Genomic DNA, 19,518 nt, shown 5'->3' on the forward strand with positions numbered 1-19,518 from the left:
GAACTCGGTCGGATTTCTTCAGCGGCGTCCGGCGGTGAGCCGGCCGTCGAAGGTGATGTCGAAGGCTTGGAGCGCGGCCTTCCAGCGCATGGTCCAGCGTTTGCGTCCGGTGCCGGTCGGGTCCAGGCTCATGACGGCCAGGTAGACGCACTTGAGCGCGGCCTGGTCGGTGGGGAAGTGTCCCCGGGCCCTCACGGCCTTGCGGATCCGTGCGTTGATGCTCTCGATCGCGTTGGTGGTGCAGACGATCTTCCGGATCTCGACGTCGAACTGGAGGAAGGGTACGAACTCCGCCCACGCGCTTTCCCAGAGCCGGACGATCGCCGGATACTTCCCGCCCCAGGCGTCGGTGAACTCCACGAACCGCTCCAGGGCGGCGTCTTCGCTCGGCGCGGTGTAGACGGGCCGGAGCGCCTTCGCGATCTTCTCCCAGTCCTGCCGGGCCGCGTATCGGAAGCTGTTCCGCAGCAGGTGAACGACGCAGGTCTGGACGATCGTCACAGGCCAGACGGTGTTCACGGCGTCCGGGAGCCCGGTCAGGCCGTCGCAGACGAGCATCAGGACGTCGGCCGCGCCGCGGTTCTTGATCTCGGTCAGGACCTGGAGCCAGTACTTCGCGCCCTCACCGCCGTCACCGATCCACAGGCCCAGGATGTCCCGGTGCCCCTCGGCGGTGACCGCCACCGCCATGTAGACCGGCCGGTTGGCGACCTGCCCGTCCCTGACCTTCACGTTCACGCAGTCGATGAAGACGACCGGGTAGACGCTGTCCAGCGGACGGTTCTGCCATTCGGCCATGCCGGCCATCACACTGTCGGTGATCGTGGAGATGGTGGACTTGGAGATCTCCGCCCCGTAGACCTCGGCGAGATGCGCGGAGATCTCCCCGTGCGTCAGCCCTTTCGCCGACAGGGACAGGACCATTTCGTCCACCCCGCCCAGCCGGCGCTGCCGCTTCTTGACCAGCTGCGGTTCGAACGACCCGGCCCGGTCCCGCGGCACCGCGATCTCGACCGGCCCCGACTCGGTGATCACCGTCTTCGACCGGCGCCCGTTGCGGTAGTTCTCCCGGCCGCCTTCGGCCCGCTCACCGGGCTCATGGCCCAGATGGTCGGTGAGCTCGCCCTCCAGCGCGGACTCCAGCACCCGCTTGGTCAGCTGCTGCAGCAGGCCGCCCTCCCCGGTGAGCTTCACCCCACCGGCCTGGGCCCGGGCCACCAGCTCGGCAACCAGCCCGTCATCCACGGCACCCGTCCCACTCACCACGGCCTCCCCGGCCTTGATGTCACTCGCCACGTCAGTCATCAACTGTCGCTTCCAGCTCGGGAGTTACACCGCTCACCGTACAGACCCGACGGCGGGGGAAGCGTGGGTGCATCTGCTGGTTGTCGGCCATGGCGAGTGCCGCCGGGAGCGGTTCTCCGTCCTGGCGGTCTTCGTCGGCCAGTTTCAGGGTCACGCATTCGTCGTCGTGGTGAAGCCGGGGCGGCCCGGGCAGGTGCTTGCGGCAGCTCTCCGTAGCGGTGGGTGTGGGGCCCGGGGGCGTGCGGGTGTTCAGTTGGTGCTGTTGTTCTCCTTGCCTGACGTTTTCGTGTTCGCGTTGTTGTTCGACTCGTCCGGAAGGGCGCCGTTGAGGAGCGCGCCCAGGGGGTTGCCGGAAGCCAGGGCGGAGACGTTGTTGAGGGTGCCGTCGATGATACCGGCCTGCGCGGGGGCCGCGGAGGCGAGGGCTGCACCGGTGGTGAGCGCGGCGATGGCGAGGATGCGGGAGGATGACTTCTTCATACCGTGATCAACTCCCACAACGCCTGCCGGGATACGCGTGCAGTCCGCTGAAGGGGCCAATCGTGTTTGTCTGCCGGAGGCGGCTGCCTCCCACAAGGGCACCTGCGCCCGGACCGGCCGGGCGCACTGCCTGGATACGGGCCCGGCCGGCCCTCGCAGTGCACTGCGGCCCCGGAGGCGCCCCAAGGTGAAACCGTAGTTCAGCGGTTCGTACGCCTTGCCCAAGCTTGTTCTTTATCTACCAAGATCTTCCGGGCTTGCCGATGGCCTTGAGGGTCTCGGGGCGTTTGACGGTTTTGCCGACGTCGTAGCGGGGTGCCTGGTGTCTGTTCTTGGCGCCGGAGGGTCGTCCGGGGCCGGCGCCGCGGGGTTTGGGAACGCGGGCCGGGCAGGCGAGGTGAGCGCGGATGTTCCTGAACCCCCGGCGGACCCGGGCCGGGCTGAGCCGGTCCGAGGCGGTGGGTCTCTCCCAGGGCCGGCGGAGGTCTTCGGCGAGAGGGCGGGCGAGCCGGAGCTGGGTGTGAGCGACGATCAGGATCCAGGTCCAGTGGTCCGCCGCCTCGGGAGTACGGAGTTTCGGGGTGGTCCAGCCGAGGGTCTGCTTCGCGAAGCGGAAGGTGTGCTCCAGATCGAAGCGACGGAGAAATGCCTGCCAGAAACGGTCCACATCGTCCGGGGTGGCGCCGGTCTTCGAGGACCATAACCACACCGGCGGAGCGTCTCGTTCCTTTGACAGGTGCTCGACCTTCAGCCGGACCAACGTGCCCTCAACCAGGGGTAGTTCACCGTCGTGGTCGAGCCAGGACGAGCGGTGGGTGAGCCTTGGGTGGACTCGGTCCCATGCCTGTGTTTCGGCCTTGCCGTAGTTGGTGGTGTCGGTGACGGTGGTGATCGCGGGCTCGGGCCAGGTCTCCGGCTTGGTGAAGCGGAACTCCGGTCCGTGCTTGGGCGGCCTGCCGTTCGTCCCCGGCCGGCGGGGCGGCTTCGGCAGCCGCATGACGCGGTCGGAGCGGACCCGGCCGACCAGCTCGACCGGCAGATCGCGCAGGACCCACGCCAGGCGGGTGACGTCATAGCCGACGTCGCTGACGATCACGATATGCGGGTCCCCGTTCTGCCACTGGCCCGCGGTGATGAGCCGCTCGACGACTCCTCGCAGCTGGGCGGCGGTGACCGCGGTCGCGTCGTCCACCGGTCCGAGCCGGACCGCGTCCAGGATCGCGGTCCAGGACGTGGCGCCCGGCTCCAGCACGGCGACGAAGGAGTAGGGCCAGCCCGGAATGAACTGCGACGCCGTCTTCGCACGGCCGTAGACGTGGCAGAACAGCCGTTCCGCCGAGCACGGCGCGTCCGAGCGAAGCCACGATGACACGTCGACCGCCAGCACCAGGCGCCCGCCGTCGAAACGCGGCAGCGACAGCCCGGCCAGCACCGTCCGCAGCCGATCGGTGTCGATGCGGCCGTGGTTCAGGCCGCCGTACATCGCTCCGTGTCCACGACGATGTTCGGGCAACAGTGTCAGGTCCACCGGGGACTTCACCGCACCGTCGGCACACAGCACCGCGTCCGCCAGCTCGAACAACTCATCCCGCCGGGCGGTCAGACACTCGTAGAACTCTCCCCAGAAGCGTGACGCTTCCGCGAACGCTTCCCTCCGTACGGCATCAGGCAGCAGACTCACCCTCACGGCCTTCGTCTTGGTCAGTGCACCTTGGTCGGAGCACATAATCAGACGAAGGCCGCCCCCGCGTCCGGCGAATCCCTAGGTGAGCGACTCAGTTCGAGACACCGTTCGAGGCCGGAAGAAAAAGAACAAGCTCAGTCACCGAAAGCGAAACGGTCCACCGACTCCGTCGGCAGACCCACGGCCCCGGCGTAGTTGTGTGATGTCCGGTCCCGTGGTGGTTGGTCAGATGCCGTAGACGGCGAAGGCGTCTTCGTGGCGGAGGAGGTCGCGGCGGGCGTGGGCGATGTTGGCGCGTCCGGCGAGGCGGATGGTGCTGATCGCCAGGTTGCGGAAGCCGGCCAGGGCTCGGGGTGCTGTACCGGTCCTGAGCTGGGAGTTGTCTTCTCGGAAGGTGACGTCCCGCACCCAGTGGATCTTGTTTTCCACAGTCCAGTGGGTTCTCTCGTAGTGGTTGAGGTGAGCGGGGCCGGCGAGGTCGGGCGGCAGGCTGGTGACGCCGAAGACGATCTCCTTGCTGGTCCATTCGTCGTCGAGGTTGCCGGTGTCGCGGCGGAGGCGGAAGACCTGGGATGCGCCGGGGAACAGGGTGTCGTCGGCGGGTGCGGTGCGCAGGGTGCGGCGTTCGGTGCGGCCGTGGCCGCGGTCGTCGTCGATCGCGGTGGTCTCGGTGAAGTCGGCGTCCGCGCCGGTCAGCAGCGCCTGGGCGGCGGCGTGGGCGAGGGGCTGGTTGCCCTTGAGGATCAGGACGTAGTGGCTGTGGAGAGGGCCTGTGATCAGGCGGGCGGTCTTCTTCGTGGTGTGCAGCGCGTCCAGGGTGAACACCCTTCCGGGCAGGTCGAGTCGGGTGAGCAGGGCCCGTGCGGCCTCGCCCTCGCCGCGCTTGTCGGGGACCTGCCTCTGGCCCAGGACCGCGCCGCTGGTGTGGTCGATCGCGCCGACCAGGAAGACCCGTCCGCTCTCGGTGCGGGCGCCGGCCAGGGCCTTGCCGTCCAGGGCGGCGGTCGGCAGCAGCCCGTCCGGCACCGGGTGCTCGGCTGAGCGTTGAGCGGCGCGGCGCTGTTCGCGTTCCACCGGTCCCGGGGTGGCGGGGATCTCGGGCGCGGGGACGGTGCCGCGCGCGAGGTCTGTGGTGTATTCGCAGGTCACGGCGTCCAGGGCGTCGGCGTCCAGATGGGCGAGCACTCGCCGGAAGGTGCGCTCGCTCGGCACGAGGTAGCGGCCGGCCAGCGGGTCGTACCGGGCACCGATGCGGGCCAGTTTCGCTTGCGGGGCACGGGTCGCCCACTGCCAGATCGCGGCGATCGAGTCGCCGCCGATCACCAGCGTCGCGCACGCGGTCAGTGTCAGGATCACCGCGAGGGCGTGGCGTCGGCCACGCTTCGCGCGCAGGTCCGGGACCTGCCGCAACCTGCTGACCAGCTTGGACTCCACTGCCGCAGGGCCGGTGGCGAGCTCGGCCTCCCACAGGGCGAGGTCGGCGAGTTGGCCAACGGCAGGGGGGATCGGCGAAGATACGGGCACGAGCGCGACTCCTGTGACGATCTTTTGGCGTAGAGACCTGAAAGATCATCAGAAGTCGCGCTCGTCCTGCAACCAGCCACATCAAACCGGGGCAGAACAACTCAAGGGAGAACTACGCCGGGGCCGTGGTAATAGCCAGACTTGGACACGCCGAGCCGTTCACACATGAACTCGACGGAATACGCGCACTCCGCTGTGCCGAGCCGCATCGTTTCGATGAACTCGTACTTGCTCGCTACCGGGGATCCTTCGCGAAGTACGCTGCGGCTTTTTTCAAGAAGGAGACTTCCGCCTCCAGTTCACGGATGCGCCGGTCCTGTTCCTTCAAGCGCGCCCGCTCATCGAGCGTCAACGGTGCACCGGCAGCTGGCTCGTTCCGTTTCTGGTGTTTCTTCACCCAGCCCCGGAGTGTCTCCGAGTTCAATTCGAGCTCGCGGGCCGTCTCCGAGATGGTCTTGCTGGACCGGAGTGCCATCTGGACGGCTTCCTCACGAAACTCCGGGGTGTACTTGCTGGGTGGCGCCACTTCGAACTTCCTCATTTCCTTGACAGAACAACCCTTTGGGTCCCTGTCCGGAAACTCCGGGGCACCTCAGTCGCCGCGCGTTGTGGAGGTGCTGGGAAGGCTGAGTGCGGTGTCGAGGACGGAGCAGGCCTGGCCGACGGTGCGGGTGCGGGAGACCAGGTTGGGTGTGGCTCCTTTGGAGGGACGGCCCTAGCTGCGTGAACTGCGGCTTGAGGCACGCCCGAGTGATCGACTCGACCACGACAGCGGGTCACGCGGTGACCGGCACCCTCCGCGCTGTCGATCTTGATGCGACGCGCGGGCGTGACCTGCTGGTTCCGAAAGGATCTCCACGACCGGCAGTCGAGCCCAACCGGCAAATGCCCAGCTCAGCCTGTCCCTCCAAAGGAGCCACACCCGATCGGCATCCGGTCCCAGCCTTCTTCGGTGAAAGCGCCTTCCTCGGAGATCCGCTGGCGGTGGAACTTCTTGGCGAACGACAGCACGGCGGTGGTCTTGCCCAGGCCTGGGAAGGCGTCAAGGGCGATGGCTCCCTTGACCTTGTCGCCGTCCTGGTCGTTGCTGTTGACGATGTCCCACAGGTCCTCGTGGAGTGCGGCCATCTGCGGGGTCTGGAGCGGGCCGAGGTTCGCGTGCCACTTGCGGCGGAGACGGTCGTACTCGATCCGGGCCGCGTCGCTCAACGCCTTCAGCTGCCGGCGGGTCAGTAGCTCGGGCCGGGGCCTCGGTAGCGCCTCGGCCATGCGCTTGAACCCTTCCTGACGCGAGAGCGTGAGACGGTCCAGCCGCGTCCTCAGCTCATCGGCGGCCTCGGGCGTGCGGCGGTTACTCATCGGCATCCTTCAGCGCGGTCGCGTAGAACTCGTCGTCGTCCGCCAGGTCCTCGAAGTCGGTGGGGTCGTCGTCTCCGCCCTCCGCTTCGTCGGCCTCTTCCGGCCCGGCCTGCGGCGCGTCACCTTCCTCGCCCAGCGCACGGCGTACCGAGGGAAGGGTCACGGCTGTCTGGCTTCCGACGTCCGGCAGCTCGATGGCCTGCTCGCGAGAGAGCCGAAGCGCCATGCGTCGCTCGGCCGGCGTGCTGCCCAGCCCCGCGTTCCAGCGCTCCAGCAAGTCGGCAACCGCGAGACGGTCGTCGGGGTAGGCGTACTTCCTCACCGCGAGCTTCCTGGCGAAGGCCAAGGCCTCCTCGCTCAGCGGCATTCCCGCCGTCGGCGCGTGTTCCCACTCCAGGGCGTGCCAGACCCTCTCCAAGTCCCGGAAGTAGATCTTCGTGATGTCATCGGGGTTGACCTGGAACGGCCAGTGCTCGTGCTTGCCCCGCCAGGTGTAGGGGCTCTTCGAACCAGGCGGCGGCAGACCCGGGCCGCGGTAGCGACGGCCGTCGATCTCGACGCCGTAGTGCTGGATCGTGCGCCACTTCGTGGGCAGGAACTCGAAGGCGAGATCCCGGTCGCGGGGCACCTCGACGTAGCCGGCCCTCGCCATGCCGTGTTCGAACATCTGCGCTGGCGACATCCGTAGCCCCGGCAACCCCGGGTCAACGAGACCAGAGTGCGGTCGACAGTGAAATGTCGTCGCGGTCCACTCTCGGATGATTTCTTCCAGCTCATCCAAGAAGAAGAACGCGTCTGCCTCCGGATCCTCGCCGCGGGAGTGGATGTCCGGGCCCTTGTAGCCGGGCAGAGCTTGCAGCAGATCCTCACGCAGGGTGCGGAAAAACCGCTCCACCGGCCCCTTGTCCCGTCCTGTGCGCAGCCGGGCCGGCTGGATGGAGATGCCCATCCGGCGGCAGACGCTGCTGAGATGGTCCGAGACGTAGACCTTGCCGTGGTCGACCACCAGCGTCTCCGGGACGGTCGGTGGCGAGGCAAGGCCAATCCCCTCGACGGCGACGTCGACCAGCGCGGTGCGCGGGATGCCGTGCTCAGGCCAGACCGCCCCGCGCGGCCAGTCCTTCCCGAACGGCCGGGGGCGGAAGGACTGGAAGAGCACCGCTGCCACGTCCACGGCCTTCGTCGAGACCGGCGTCACCCTGATCCCGGTGATACAGCGGGTGTACCAATCCATCCCCACCGAGAGCTCGGCCTGCACCCACCGCAGCGTGAGCGGATCGAACGCGAACACATCAAGCCGCGTGGAGTCCATCAGCAGGTACTCACCCGGCCTGGTCGGCCGCAACTTCCCGTAAGGTCCCTCCGGCCGGTCAGCGATGTCCCGGTTCCGCTTCGTACTCAGCCGGAACAGCGGATGCCGACGCTCCAGCTCTGCCAGCACCCGGTAGGCGACCGCTCGGCTCGGCAGTCTCACCACCTCGGGTCCATAGCGGGCAATGACGCGGGCCCTGGTGCGGTCGATCACCATCTTGCGCGACGGCTTCGAGGCATCGGTGTGCTCGACCATCACCTCCAGCGCGGTCTCGACCCACCGCTCGTCGACCCGGTCAGCAGCAGACTTCCCCGGCCGTGTCCGCGGCGCCAGCCTTGCCTCGCCGCCACGCTGGTATGCCGCCGCCCACCGTCGCACCGTGCGGTCCGCGACGCCGAGTTCGACCGCCTTGGCGGCATATCGGGCGTCCAGGGGAAGGTCCGGTGCGAACTGCGGGCGCGGCTCCCCGTCGCGGGGCAGTTCACGACTCCCGGAGCGGAAGCCTGTCAGCACCTCCCGGACGTGCTCTGCCTGCTCGATCACCTGCTGTCGTTGCGCCTCCGACAGCTGCCCCAGCACGACCCCTGCGAGTTCCTCCTCGTCGGTGGCCCTGGGGCCGTCCTGAGCAGGAATGATTGCTGCCCGGTCGGAGAAGAGCAGTTCCTTCAGGCTGATCCGCAGCAGTCCTCCGCGAGCGTTCTTGAGGACCACCTCGTTGCCCGCTGCGGTCGCGGCCGTCTCCACCACCTCGACAGTCTCGCCGTCGTAACGGAAGTGGCTGCCGATGCCCACCCGGGTGCCGGCCCCACTCACGCCGGCCTCCACAGCACATGTGCAGGAGCCAACGGTTGCCGAAGGTCCGTCGTGAACCGTCCTGACCACAGCAGGTGGAAGACCCCGGCTCGAACGAGCTCCGGGGCAAACCCGCCCACAGCGCCGATAGCCTCCCCAAGGGCCATCCCGTCCACGATGGCCCCATCGGCCGCTTCCAGCAGGTCAGCGGGGAAAAGCCAGTCACGGCGGTATCCGGCGAGGAATCGCACGTTCTCCAGCAACGCCGGTTCCGGTTCGCTCAGCACCTGATACCCCCACCCGCGGTCCTGCACGACCTGGCGTGTCCAGGCGAAGGTGAAGGCCACCTCCGGGTTCTCCAGTCGGCGACTCGGCTTCACATCGACGACCAGTGGCCCCGCCCGCGTCAGCAGCAGGTAGTCGGGGATGGGTGTGGCTCCTTTGGAGGGACGGCCCTAGCTGCGTGAACTGCGGCTTGAGGCACGCCCGAGTGATCGACTCGACCACGACAGCGGGTCACGCGGTGACCGGCACCCTCCGCGCTGTCGATCTTGATGCGACGCGCGGGCGTGACCTGCTGGTTCCGAAAGGATCTCCACGACCGGCAGTCGAGCCCAACCGGCAAATGCCCAGCTCAGCCTGTCCCTCCAAAGGAGCCACACCCGTCGGGGATGTGCTTACGGACTTTGCCTTGCACCCGTGCCTTCAGCAGGAAGGGCTGGGCCACGATGTGCCGTACTGACGGGTCGAAGTCGGCGAACAGTAGCCGTGCAAGCTCCAGTCTCGACTCATAGATCACGTGGTCGCGTACCGTCGCCGACCAGTACGTACCCGAGTAGTGCCGCTGCCCGCTGTACCAGCGGAACGTACGCCACGGCGATGCCTGCGACAGCCGGGAGATATCCACACCCTCCCAGGGGCGGTCCTCCTCAACACCCCCATCGGCACGACGGCGGCTCACTGTCACACCCTCAGCCGGTCCGGTCTCCACGTTCCACCCCCTGTCGGCCGCTCAGCGCGACACGAGGAGAGTGGCATCAAGCACGTACCGCAAGGAGGCACAGTTCAGGGGCGTCACCTGATCGGGTGACGCCCCTGAACTGTGCTTCTCCAGCGGGTGTCAGAAGTGCCATCGTCATGACACGACGACGGAGAAAATGACGCGGAAACCGAGAACCCACAAGGGAGCCGGTCAGGTCTGCGCCATGTCCACGAAGCGGGAGTAGTGGCCCTGGAAGGCGACCGTGATGGTCGCCGTCGGGCCGTTTCGGTGCTTGGCCACGATCAGGTCGGCCTCGCCCGCGCGCGGGGACTCCTTCTCGTACGCGTCCTCGCGGTGCAACAGGATGACCATGTCTGCGTCCTGCTCGATGGAACCCGACTCACGCAGGTCGGAGACCATCGGCTTCTTGTCGGTTCGCTGCTCGGGGCCACGGTTGAGCTGGGAGAGCGCGATGACCGGGAGTTCCAGTTCCTTGGCGAGCAGCTTGAGGTTACGGGACATGTCCGAGACCTCCTGCTGACGGCTCTCCGCCCGCTTGGAACCGCCGGACTGCATCAGCTGGAGGTAGTCGATGACGACCAGCCTCAGGTCGTTACGCTGCTTCAGCCGACGGCACTTGGCGCGGATCTCCATCATCGACAGGTTCGGGGAGTCGTCGATGTAGAGCGGCGCCGCCGAAACGTCCGGCATCCGGCGTGCGAGGCGGGTCCAGTCCTCGTCGGTCATCGTGCCGGACCGCATGTGGTGCAGAGCGACCCTGGCCTCGGCGGACAGCAGGCGCATCGCGATCTCGTTGCGCCCCATCTCGAGTGAGAAGACCACACTCGGCAGGTTGTGCTTGATGGACGCGGCACGGGCGAAGTCCAGCGCGAGCGTCGACTTGCCCATCGCGGGGCGCGCGGCAATGACGATCATCTGCCCTGGATGCAGCCCATTGGTGAGCGAGTCGAAGTCCGTGAACCCCGTGGGCACACCGGTCATCTCACCGCTGCGCGAACCGATCGCCTCGATCTCGTCGAGCGCGCCCTCCATGATGTCGCCGAGCGGGAGGTAGTCCTCACTGGTGCGCTGTTCGGTGACGGCGTAGATTTCGGCCTGCGCACGATTGACGATCTCGTCGACGTCGTCGTCGGCCGCATACCCCATCTGGGTGATGCGCGTACCGGCTTCGACCAGGCGGCGCAGCACGGCGCGCTCGTGCACGATCTCCGCGTAGTACGCCGCGTTGGCCGCCGTGGGCACCGTCTGGACGAGGGTGTGCAGATACGAGGCCCCGCCCACCTTGTTGATCTCACCGCGTTTGGTCAGCTCCGCGGCGATCGTGATGGGGTCGGCCGGCTCGCCCTTCGCATAGACGTCGAGGATGGCCGTGTAGACGGTTTCGTGAGCCGGTTTGTAGAAGTCGTGGCCCTTGAGGATCTCGACGACATCGGCGATGGCGTCCTTGGACAGCAGCATGCCGCCCAGAACGGACTGCTCGGCCTCGAGGTCCTGCGGGGGCACCCGCTCGAAGGCGGAGCCCGTGCCCTCCCATCCGCCGGAGTCACGGCCGCGGTCGTGTTGCTCGTCGCGGCCCCGTCCCCCGTCCTCACGGCGCCGGGAGGCGGGCAGCCGATCACTGGGTCCACTGTCGGCCCACGGGTCGTCCAAGGGCTCGGAAATGCTCACCGAGCCACCTCCTCCCGTCCGCCGAGCGGACCTCGCCATGCCCCTCTTTTTCTACGGCACGGCACTGACAAATAGGACGCCCGACTCCGGTTGCCACGCGCCGGTTTTGCGACCTTTTGGAAACCGGCGGACGGAGCATGTGCCGGACCACCGTAGGCCCCTCCGCACCGTCAGCCAATCTGGTTATCCACAGGCCATGTGGACGACCGGCCCAATGCTGTGGAGAAGTCCACCAAACCTGTGCACGACCCGGTGGACAGCCCTGTGAACAAGACCCACATCGATCCGCGACAAGGGACCTGACCTGGCATTTCATCGTCCACCGCCTGTGCAGAACAAAAACTTTCCCTATCGGCCCAAGTTCTCTTCAGGTGCCGTATGCAAGCACACACCCTGCGCCATCACGTAAGGGTCTATAGAGCATTGCATCTCTTACCTGTGGACGATTAGATTGGTGCACATGACACAGGCCCCCGCGCGCCCTCGAGCCGTCCGACGGCAGCACGACCGCGAGATCGTCATGCTGGCCGTACCGGCCTTCGGCGCCCTCGTCGCCGAACCCCTCTTCGTCATGGCAGACAGCGCCATCGTCGGCCGTCTCGGCACAGCGCAGCTCGCCGGACTCGGCGTCGCCTCGGCCCTCCTGATGACCGCCGTCAGTGTCTTTGTCTTCCTCGCCTACGCCACCACGGCCGCCGTCGCCCGTCGAGTAGGTGCCGGCGACCTCCCCTCAGCCGTCCGTCAGGGCATACACGGAATCTGGCTTGCCCTCTTCCTCGGTGCCGGTGTCGTCGCCGTGGTCCTGCCCACGGCGCCCGCCCTTGTGGATCTGTTCGGCGCCTCGGACACCGCGACCCCCTATGCGATCACTTACCTGCGTATTTCCTCCCTCGGCATACCAGCCATGCTGATTGTGCTCGCCTCGACCGGTGTTCTCCGCGGACTGCAGGACACCAGGACCCCCCTCTACGTCGCCGTCGGCGGTTTCGCCGCCAACGGCGTTCTCAATGTCGCGCTCGTCTACGGCGCCGGTTTCGGTATCGCGGGCTCCGCCTGGGGCACGTTCATCGCCCAGTGGGGCATGGCCGCTGTCTATCTGATCGTGGTGCTGAGGGGCGCGCGCAAGCACGGCGCCTCGCTACGCCCGGACCTCACGGGGATCAGATCCTCTGCCCAGGCCGGCGCACCCTTGCTGGTACGGACCCTCTCACTCAGGGCCATCCTGATGATCGCCACCGCCGTCGCCGCCCGAATGGGGGATTCCGACATCGCGGCTCACCAGATCGTCCTCTCCCTGTGGAGCCTGCTCGCCTTCGCGCTGGACGCCATAGCGATCGCCGGGCAGGCCATCATCGGCCGCTACCTGGGAGCTGGGGATGCCCAGAGCGCCCGCCAGGTGTGCCGTCGCATGGTGGAGTGGGGCTTCGCGGTCGGGGCCGTCCTCGGAGTACTCGTGGTGCTCACCCGGCCAGTCTTCCTGCCTCTGTTCACCAGCGATTCCACGGTCATGGACACGGCGCTGCCGACTCTGGTGATCGTCGCGTTGTCCCAGCCGATCTCCGGCATCGTCTTCGTTCTGGACGGGGTGCTGATGGGTGCGGGCGACGGGCCGTATCTGGCATGGGCGATGCTGATCACCCTGGCGGTCTTCACTCCGTTCGCTCTACTGGTCCCGGTGTTCGGAGGTGGGCTCACCGCGCTGTGGGGCACGATGGCGCTCATGATGAGCGTTCGGCTGCTGTCCCTGTGGTTCCGGACCCGCTCGGGCCGCTGGGTCGTCACCGGCGCCACACGCTGACTGTTTCACGTGGAACCCCGCGTTTCACGTGAAACGGCGATGGGGCCGCCCCCTGAAAGGCGCGACCCCATCCCACTGCTACAACGAACAGACTTACTCCGGGACAACCTCGAGGTCGACCTTGGCGGCGACCTCGGGGTGCAGACGCACGAACGTCTCGTGGGCGCCGAGGGTCTTGATCGGCGCACCGAGCTCGATGCGACGCTTGTCGACCTGGGGACCGCCAGCGGCCTTGATCGCGGAAGCGATGTCGGCCGGCGTGACGGAACCGAAGAGACGACCGGCGTTGCCAGAGCGGACCGCGAGGCGAACCTTGACGCCCTCGAGCTGAGCCTTCACCTGGTTGGCCTGCTCGATGGTCTGGATCTCGTGGATCTTGCGAGCGCGACGGATCTGCTCGACGTCCTTCTCGCCACCCTTGGTCCAGCGGATCGCGAGCTTCCGCGGAACCAGGTAGTTGCGAGCGTAACCGTCCTTGACGTCGACGACGTCACCCGCGGCACCGAGGCCGGAGACCTCGTGGGTGAGGATGATCTTCATGAGTCGGTCACCCTTCCCTTATCGCGCGGTGGAGGTGTAGGGCAGCAGCGCCATCTCACGGCTGTTCTTGACGGCCGTGGCGACGTCACGCTGGTGCTGGGTGCAGTTGCCGGTCACACGACGGGCACGGATCTTGCCGCGGTCGGAAATGAACTTCCGCAGCATGTTCGTGTCCTTGTAGTCCACGTACGTGACCTTGTCCTTGCAGAATGCGCAGACCTTCTTCTTCGGCTTGCGCACAGGCGGCTTCGCCATGATGTATCTCCTGTGTGATCAAGAAGTGTGGTGCGGCCCCACCTAGAAGGGGGGCTCGTCCGAGTAGCCGCCACCACTGCCGCTGCCGCTGCCGCTGGAGCCTCCGCCCCAGCCGCCGCCACCCTGGCCGCCGCCCTGCTGGCCACCGGCAGGAGCGCCGGATGCCCAGGGGTCGTCGGCCGGAGTGCCGCCGCCCTGCTGGCCACCACCGGGGCTTCCGCCCCAGCCGCCGCCACCCTGGCCGCCGCCACCGCCGTAACCACCCTGGCCACCGCGGCCGGTGGTCTTGGTGACCTTGGCCGTGGCGTTGCGCAGGCTGGCGCCGACTTCCTCGACGTCCAGTTCGTAGACCGTACGCTTGACGCCCTCCCGGTCCTCGTAGGACCGCTGCTTCAGCCGGCCCTGCACGACGACGCGCATGCCTCGCTGGAGCGACTCGGCGACGTTCTCCGCCGCCTGACGCCAGACCGAGCAGGTCAGGAACAGGCTTTCGCCGTCCTTCCACTCGTTCGTCTGGCGGTCGAAGGTGCGGGGAGTCGATGCGACACGGAACTTCGCGACGGCCGCACCGGACGGGGTGAAGCGCAGCTCGGGGTCATCGACAAGGTTGCCGACGACCGTGATGACGGTCTCGCCTGCCATGGGGGAACCTCTCGGCGGGTTTGCTGCTGGCTGCTTGTACTGCTACTCGGATCCCGAGACCAGCTGAGCGAAAAGGCTCAGTGGTTCTCGGGGCGGAGGACCTTGGTCCGGAGGACCGACTCGTTCAGGTTCATCTGGCGGTCGAGCTCCTTGACGACCGCAGGCTCGGCCTGGAGGTCGATGACCGAGTAGATGCCCTCGGGCTTCTTCTTGATCTCGTACGAGAGACGACGACGGCCCCAGGTGTCGACCTTCTCGACCTTTCCGCCGCCGTCACGGACGACAGAGAGGAAGTTCTCGATCAGCGGGGAGACAGCACGCTCCTCGAGATCGGGGTCGAGGATGACCATCACCTCGTAGTGACGCATGTGGAACCCACCTCCTTTGGACTCAGCGGCCACGGTCGTTCCGTGGCAGGAGGGTCGTGATGCGTTGCGCAACGATGCCTGTCAGTAGAACAGCCGCCACTGACAATCGAGGTCGAGCGGCGGTTTCTCCAGGTCGGCCGGGGCGGGCCTGTGACCCTGTCCTGAACGTAACTGGATCTGCCCGAACAGACACCGGTGCAGACGGTACAGAGTACCCGCACAGCGGCTTCCGGTTGAAATCCGTCCCGCAAGCCCGTCAGTCTGTACACATCGGGGGTGTATGGCGCTACGATGCGCCGTCTTTCGCAGGAGGTGCCCCATGGCACAGGCATTGCGACCCAACACCGCCGGAGGCCTTTTCGCCACGGACGGCAAACCCCACCCTGTCCAGGACACCCTGCTCGCGGTGACCCTGGTGCTGGGGGTCACGTCTCTCGTCACCGCGATGTTCCACCACCTGCACCTGCTCAGCTCCTGGACCGGCCTGGTGGGCATCCTCACCGGCGCGTACGGCCAGTGGATCTCGGAGACGACGCGGGAGCGCTTCGGCCTGATCCTGGGACTGGGCGCCGCAGCGATCGGTTTCTTCCTCGGCATGTCGCACGGCGGCCTGTTCGGCGGGGTCGTCGACTAGGGCCTGTCCGGCGGACCATTCCGTCGGGCGTCTCCTCCCGCATACCGTGGAGCGCCCCGGCCGTGACGGGCCGGGGCGCAGGTCCCGTGTGCCCAACCGGGGCGCCCCCACGGCGCAGTAGGCTTCGCGCGAGAGCCGGAGCCCCTGAACCCATGGGGACACACCAGCCCGAGGAGCGCCCCGAATGAGCCTGACCCTGAGGACCATCAGCCGAGAGCAGCATCTGGCCTACATCCAGAGCCTGCCGTCGGCGAGCCACATGCAGGTCCCTGCCTGGTCGGACGTCAAGGCTGAGTGGCGCGCGGAGAACCTCGGCTGGTTCGACGACCGGACCGGTGAGATCGTCGGCGCAGGCCTCGTCCTCTACCGGCAACTCCCCAAGATCAAGCGCTACCTGGCCTATCTTCCCGAAGGCCCGGTCATCAACTGGTTCGCGCCAAATCTTCAGGAGTGGATCGAGCCGATGCTCGCGCATCTGAAGCAGCAGGGCGCGTTCTCGGTGAAGATGGGCCCGCCGGTGATCATCCGGCGCTGGGAGGCGACGACCATCAAGAAGGGGATCCAGGATCCGGACGTGAAGCGTCTGCGCGATCTGGAGGCCGACTTCATCGAGTCCCGTGCCTTCGAGGTCTCCGACAAGCTGCGCCGTATGGGATGGCAGCAGGGCGAGGACGGCGGGGCCGGCTTCGGCGACGTACAGCCCCGCTACGTCTACCAGGTGCCGCTGGCGAACCGCTCCCTGGAAGAGGTCCACAAGAACTTCAACCAGCTGTGGCGCCGTAACATCAAGAAGGCCGAGAAGGCCGGTGTCGAGGTCGTCCAGGGCGGTTACGACGACCTGGACGAGTGGCAGCGACTGTACGAGATCACCGCCGTGCGCGACCATTTCCGGCCACGTCCGCTGTCGTACTTCCAGCGCATGTGGACCGCCCTCAACACCGAGGACCCCAACCGCATGCGGCTGTATTTCGCCCGGCACAACGGCGTCAACCTGTCGGCGGCGACGATGCTGATCGTCGGAGGTCACGTCTGGTACTCCTACGGCGCCTCCGACAACATCGGCCGTGAGGTCCGTCCCTCGAACGCGATGCAGTGGCGGATGCTGCGCGACGCCTACGCGCTCGGCGCCACCGTCTACGACCTGCGTGGCATCTCCGACTCGCTGGACGAGACCGACCACCTCTTCGGCCTGATCCAGTTCAAGGTCGGCACGGGCGGCCAGGCCGCCGAATACCTCGGTGAGTGGGACTTCCCGCTGAACAAGCTGCTCCACAAGGCGCTCGACATCTACATGTCGCGCCGCTGATCCCGGCTCCCTCCGACACACCACAGCCACGAGAAAGGTTCCAGGTCCGGCCATGGCGCTCACGCTCTACGTCGACACCGCGCGCTGGCGGGCGCATCACAAGCACATGCAGCAGCAGTTCCCGGGGCTCGTCCCAGTCTGCAAGGGCAACGGCTACGGCTTCGGGCACGAGCGGCTGGCCGAGGAGGCCACCCGGCTGGGCTCGGACGTCCTCGCTGTCGGCACGACGTACGAGGCCGCGCGGATCAAGGACTGGTTCGGCGGCGATCTGCTCGTGCTGACGCCGTACCGGCGCGGCGAGGAGCCCGTCCCCCTCCCCGACCGGGTCGTCCGCTCGGTTTCGTCGATCGACGGTGTGTACGGCCTGGTCGGCGCCCGGGTGGTCATCGAGGTGATGTCCTCGATGAAGCGGCACGGCGTCAGCGAGCAGGATCTGCCCCAGTTGCACTCCGCCATAGAGAACGTCCGGCTCGAGGGTTTCGCGATCCACCTGCCCCTGGACCGCACCGACGGCTCGGACGCCGTCGAGGAGGTCATCGGCTGGATGGACCGGCTGCGGGCAGCCCGTCTTCCGCTGCACACCATGTTCGTCAGCCACCTCAAGGCCGAGGAACTCGCCCGGCTGCAGCAGCAGTTCCCTCAGACGCGGTTCCGCGCCCGGATCGGTACGCGGCTGTGGCTGGGGGACCACGAGGCCACCGAGTACCGCGGTGCCGTCCTGGATGTCACGCGCATAGCCAAGGGCGAGAGGTTCGGATACCGGCAGCAGAAGGCCGCCTCCGACGGCTTCCTGGTGGTCGTGGCGGGCGGTACGTCGCACGGGGTGGGTCTGGAGGCCCCCAAGGCTCTGCACGGCGTCATGCCGCGTGCCAAGGGCGTTGCCCGTGCCGGACTGGCCACGGTGAACAGGAACCTCTCCCCCTTCGTCTGGGCCGGGAAGCAGCGCTGGTTCGCCGAACCGCCGCACATGCAGGTGTCGATTCTGTTCGTGCCCGTGGAGGCACCGGAACCGCAGGTCGGTGAGGAGTTGGTGGCCCACCTGCGGCACACCACCACGCAGTTCGACCGGGCCCTGGACCGCTGAACGGTACGCGGCACGGCGAAGACGGAGCGGGCGGGGACGACAACAGAGGCGGCGCCTGAGCAGGGGTCGGCACAACGAGAAGGGCCGTGCACGGTGCTCCCGTGCACGGCCCTTCCCCTGCTTCTCACCAGCATCCGGGGTGATCTGCCACCGAACCGGTCGCCTTTCCGGCTGCCCGCCCGTCCGCTGGCCGTTCGCTCAGAGTGAACCACCTGTGGCGCCGGCCTTGCCCCACTCGGCCCGCGGACCGTCGGAGTGCGCGGTGTCCCGAGCGGGCCGAGCAGCGGGGCCGAGCACGAAGGCGTCCTCCGCTCCGTCCAGCACCCCGCCCGAGGGGTCGTCGTCACCGGACTGCCGCACCGGGTCCCGCTCCGGCATCAGGATGTCGCGCACGATCATGACGCACAGATAGAGCGTCCCGAGCAGATGCAGGACGATGGTCCAGTGGTAGCCGTCGGCGGGCAGTCCCTTGTGTGCGTCTCCACTGGTCGTGTAGGCGAGGTACATCCAGATGCCGAGGAAGTAGGCCACCTCGCAGGCCTGCCAGATCAGGAAGTCCCGCCACTTCGGCCGGGCCAGGGCGGCCAGGGGCACCAGCCACAGGACGTACTGGGGCGAGTAGACCTTGTTGGTGAGGATGAACGCCGCGACGATCAGGAAGGCGAGCTGCGCGAAGCGCGGTCGGCGGGGGCCCGCGAGAGCCAGCGCCGCGACACCCACACAGCACAGCAGCATCAGCAGTGTGGCAAGGGTGTTGACGGTCTCGGTGCTGAGCGGGTCGGACGAGTTCTGGGCGATGATCAGCCAGAAGGACCCGAAGTCGACGCCCCGCTCCTGGCTGAAGATGTAGAACTTCGACCAGCCGTCAAAGGCGAAGAACATCACCGGCCCGTTCACCACGGCCCAGGCGACGACGGCACCGCCCAGGGCCTTCCCGAACTCCCGCCAGCGTCCCGCACGCCAGCACAGGACCAGCAGCGGCCCCAGGAGGAGCATGGGGTAGAGCTTGGCGGCCGTGGCCAGGCCCAGGAGGACTCCGAAGGCGAGAGACCGGCTACGCGACCACATGAGCATCGCGGCGGCCGTCAGTGCGACCGCCAGCAGGTCCCAGTTGATCGTCGCGGTCAGGACGAAGGCAGGCGCCAGGGCGACCAGCAGACCGTCCCAGGGTCGCCGGGCGTGTGTGCGGGTCACACAGACGGCGATGATCGCCGCGCACACCATGAGCATCCCTGCGTTGACCATCCAGTACCACTGCTCCTGGTCCTGGATGCTCCCGCTGCCGGGTGTGAGCCAGGACGCGACCTCCATGAACACACCGGTCAGCACCGGGTATTCGAGGTACTGCATGTCGCCGGGAAGCTGATCGAAGTACGGGACGAGGCCGTCGGCGAAGCCCCGCCCCTGGTAGAGGTGCGGGATGTCCGAGTAGCACGCGTGGGTGTACTGGGAGCCGGCGCCGAAGAACCACGCGCCGTTGTAGCAGGGCGCTTTCTGGACCAGGCCGAGGGTGAACATACCGATCGCCACAAGCGCGATCACCCGGACCGGGGTCCACCAGGACGCCCCCAGCAGGGCACGCCTCCCGAGCGGACCGCCGATCAGCTCACTGCCGGCCTTGGCGACCTTGTCCTCCCGGGTCGGTTCCACCAGTTCCGGCTCGTGGGCGCTCGCTTGCATCGATTCTCCACTGGGCATACCGCACATCCTGCCGTACGTGCCGGGGCCAATGCCGAGGGCCGCCGTACCCGAGAGGTACGGCGG

20 protein-coding genes are annotated in these 19,518 nt (G+C 67.4%); 4 read left to right on the forward strand and 16 right to left on the reverse strand.

Annotated features, from left to right (window positions below):
• Positions 1-18: 18 nt before the first annotated feature.
• The 11 genes from HUV60_RS16775 to dnaB form a co-directional block, all read right to left on the reverse strand.
• Positions 19-1,305, reverse strand: a complete 1,287-nt coding sequence (locus HUV60_RS16775) for an IS256 family transposase (protein ID WP_257850500.1) — start codon at positions 1,303-1,305, stop codon at positions 19-21.
• Positions 1,298-1,459, reverse strand: a complete 162-nt coding sequence (locus HUV60_RS16780; RefSeq protein WP_257850499.1) for a hypothetical protein — start codon at positions 1,457-1,459, stop codon at positions 1,298-1,300. The genes HUV60_RS16775 and HUV60_RS16780 overlap by 8 nt, the downstream gene beginning before the upstream one ends.
• A 95-nt stretch (positions 1,460-1,554) precedes the next feature.
• Entirely contained in the window at positions 1,555-1,785 is a 231-nt protein-coding gene (locus HUV60_RS16785; protein WP_257850498.1) for a hypothetical protein, read from the reverse strand.
• A 238-nt stretch (positions 1,786-2,023) separates the two neighbouring features.
• Positions 2,024-3,466 (reverse strand): NF041680 family putative transposase, encoded by a 1,443-nt coding sequence (locus tag HUV60_RS16790; RefSeq protein ID WP_331461996.1) that lies wholly within the window; start codon positions 3,464-3,466, stop codon positions 2,024-2,026.
• 228 nt (positions 3,467-3,694) lie between these two features.
• Complete coding sequence (locus HUV60_RS16795; protein WP_269441197.1) at positions 3,695-4,993, reverse strand: ISAs1 family transposase; 1,299 nt, start codon at positions 4,991-4,993, stop codon at positions 3,695-3,697.
• A gap of 235 nt (positions 4,994-5,228) precedes the next feature.
• A complete protein-coding gene (locus tag HUV60_RS16800; protein WP_257847782.1) occupies positions 5,229-5,534 on the reverse strand; it encodes a transposase in 306 nt (101 codons plus the stop codon).
• Positions 5,535-5,887: 353 nt separating this feature from the next.
• On the reverse strand, positions 5,888-6,352 hold the full coding sequence (locus HUV60_RS16805) for a hypothetical protein (protein ID WP_257850495.1): 465 nt from the start codon (positions 6,350-6,352) through the stop codon (positions 5,888-5,890).
• Entirely contained in the window at positions 6,345-8,477 is a 2,133-nt protein-coding gene (locus HUV60_RS16810) for a transposase (protein ID WP_257850494.1), read from the reverse strand. The genes HUV60_RS16805 and HUV60_RS16810 overlap by 8 nt, the downstream gene beginning before the upstream one ends.
• Positions 8,474-8,884 (reverse strand): TnsA-like heteromeric transposase endonuclease subunit, encoded by a 411-nt coding sequence (locus tag HUV60_RS16815; RefSeq protein ID WP_331462048.1) that lies wholly within the window; start codon positions 8,882-8,884, stop codon positions 8,474-8,476. The genes HUV60_RS16810 and HUV60_RS16815 overlap by 4 nt, the downstream gene beginning before the upstream one ends.
• A gap of 206 nt (positions 8,885-9,090) precedes the next feature.
• Positions 9,091-9,417 carry a TnsA-like heteromeric transposase endonuclease subunit gene (locus HUV60_RS16820; RefSeq protein WP_257850493.1) on the reverse strand — a complete coding sequence of 109 codons (327 nt, stop codon included), beginning with the start codon at positions 9,415-9,417 and terminating at the stop codon, positions 9,091-9,093.
• A gap of 231 nt (positions 9,418-9,648) precedes the next feature.
• A complete protein-coding gene (gene dnaB, locus HUV60_RS16825) occupies positions 9,649-11,127 on the reverse strand; it encodes a replicative DNA helicase (protein ID WP_257850492.1) in 1,479 nt (492 codons plus the stop codon).
• Between the two features lie 460 nt (positions 11,128-11,587).
• Between dnaB and HUV60_RS16830 the strand changes: the two genes are divergently transcribed.
• Positions 11,588-12,925 (forward strand): MATE family efflux transporter, encoded by a 1,338-nt coding sequence (locus tag HUV60_RS16830; protein ID WP_257850491.1) that lies wholly within the window; start codon positions 11,588-11,590, stop codon positions 12,923-12,925.
• A 93-nt stretch (positions 12,926-13,018) separates the two neighbouring features.
• On the opposite strand, the gene rplI is transcribed toward HUV60_RS16830, so the two are convergent.
• The 4 genes from rplI to rpsF all read right to left on the reverse strand — a co-directional run bounded on the left by rplI (position 13,019) and on the right by rpsF (position 14,730).
• On the reverse strand, positions 13,019-13,465 hold the full coding sequence (gene rplI / locus HUV60_RS16835; protein WP_257850490.1) for a 50S ribosomal protein L9: 447 nt from the start codon (positions 13,463-13,465) through the stop codon (positions 13,019-13,021).
• An 18-nt stretch (positions 13,466-13,483) separates the two neighbouring features.
• Positions 13,484-13,720 carry a 30S ribosomal protein S18 gene (gene rpsR, locus HUV60_RS16840; protein ID WP_003949403.1) on the reverse strand — a complete coding sequence of 79 codons (237 nt, stop codon included), beginning with the start codon at positions 13,718-13,720 and terminating at the stop codon, positions 13,484-13,486.
• Positions 13,721-13,762: 42 nt separating this feature from the next.
• On the reverse strand, positions 13,763-14,362 hold the full coding sequence (locus tag HUV60_RS16845; protein WP_257850488.1) for a single-stranded DNA-binding protein: 600 nt from the start codon (positions 14,360-14,362) through the stop codon (positions 13,763-13,765).
• Between the two features lie 77 nt (positions 14,363-14,439).
• A complete protein-coding gene (gene rpsF / locus HUV60_RS16850) occupies positions 14,440-14,730 on the reverse strand; it encodes a 30S ribosomal protein S6 (RefSeq protein ID WP_062188887.1) in 291 nt (96 codons plus the stop codon).
• Positions 14,731-15,049: 319 nt separating this feature from the next.
• Between rpsF and HUV60_RS16855 the strand changes: the two genes are divergently transcribed.
• The 3 genes from HUV60_RS16855 to HUV60_RS16865 all read left to right on the forward strand — a co-directional run bounded on the left by HUV60_RS16855 (position 15,050) and on the right by HUV60_RS16865 (position 17,754).
• Positions 15,050-15,364 carry a hypothetical protein gene (locus HUV60_RS16855; RefSeq protein ID WP_257850486.1) on the forward strand — a complete coding sequence of 105 codons (315 nt, stop codon included), beginning with the start codon at positions 15,050-15,052 and terminating at the stop codon, positions 15,362-15,364.
• Positions 15,365-15,548: 184 nt separating this feature from the next.
• Positions 15,549-16,670, forward strand: coding sequence for a peptidoglycan bridge formation glycyltransferase FemX (gene femX, locus HUV60_RS16860; protein ID WP_257850485.1), 1,122 nt, complete (start codon positions 15,549-15,551; stop codon positions 16,668-16,670).
• Between the two features lie 52 nt (positions 16,671-16,722).
• Positions 16,723-17,754, forward strand: coding sequence for an alanine racemase (locus tag HUV60_RS16865; RefSeq protein WP_257850484.1), 1,032 nt, complete (start codon positions 16,723-16,725; stop codon positions 17,752-17,754).
• 198 nt (positions 17,755-17,952) lie between these two features.
• Here HUV60_RS16865 and HUV60_RS16870 read toward each other — a convergent pair whose 3' ends face one another.
• Positions 17,953-19,461 (reverse strand): glycosyltransferase family 87 protein, encoded by a 1,509-nt coding sequence (locus HUV60_RS16870; RefSeq protein ID WP_257851655.1) that lies wholly within the window; start codon positions 19,459-19,461, stop codon positions 17,953-17,955.
• Between the last annotated feature and the right edge of the window lie 57 nt (positions 19,462-19,518).

The organism is Streptomyces sp. KMM 9044 (assembly GCF_024701375.2).
Taxonomy (GTDB): Bacteria; Actinomycetota; Actinomycetes; order Streptomycetales; family Streptomycetaceae; genus Streptomyces.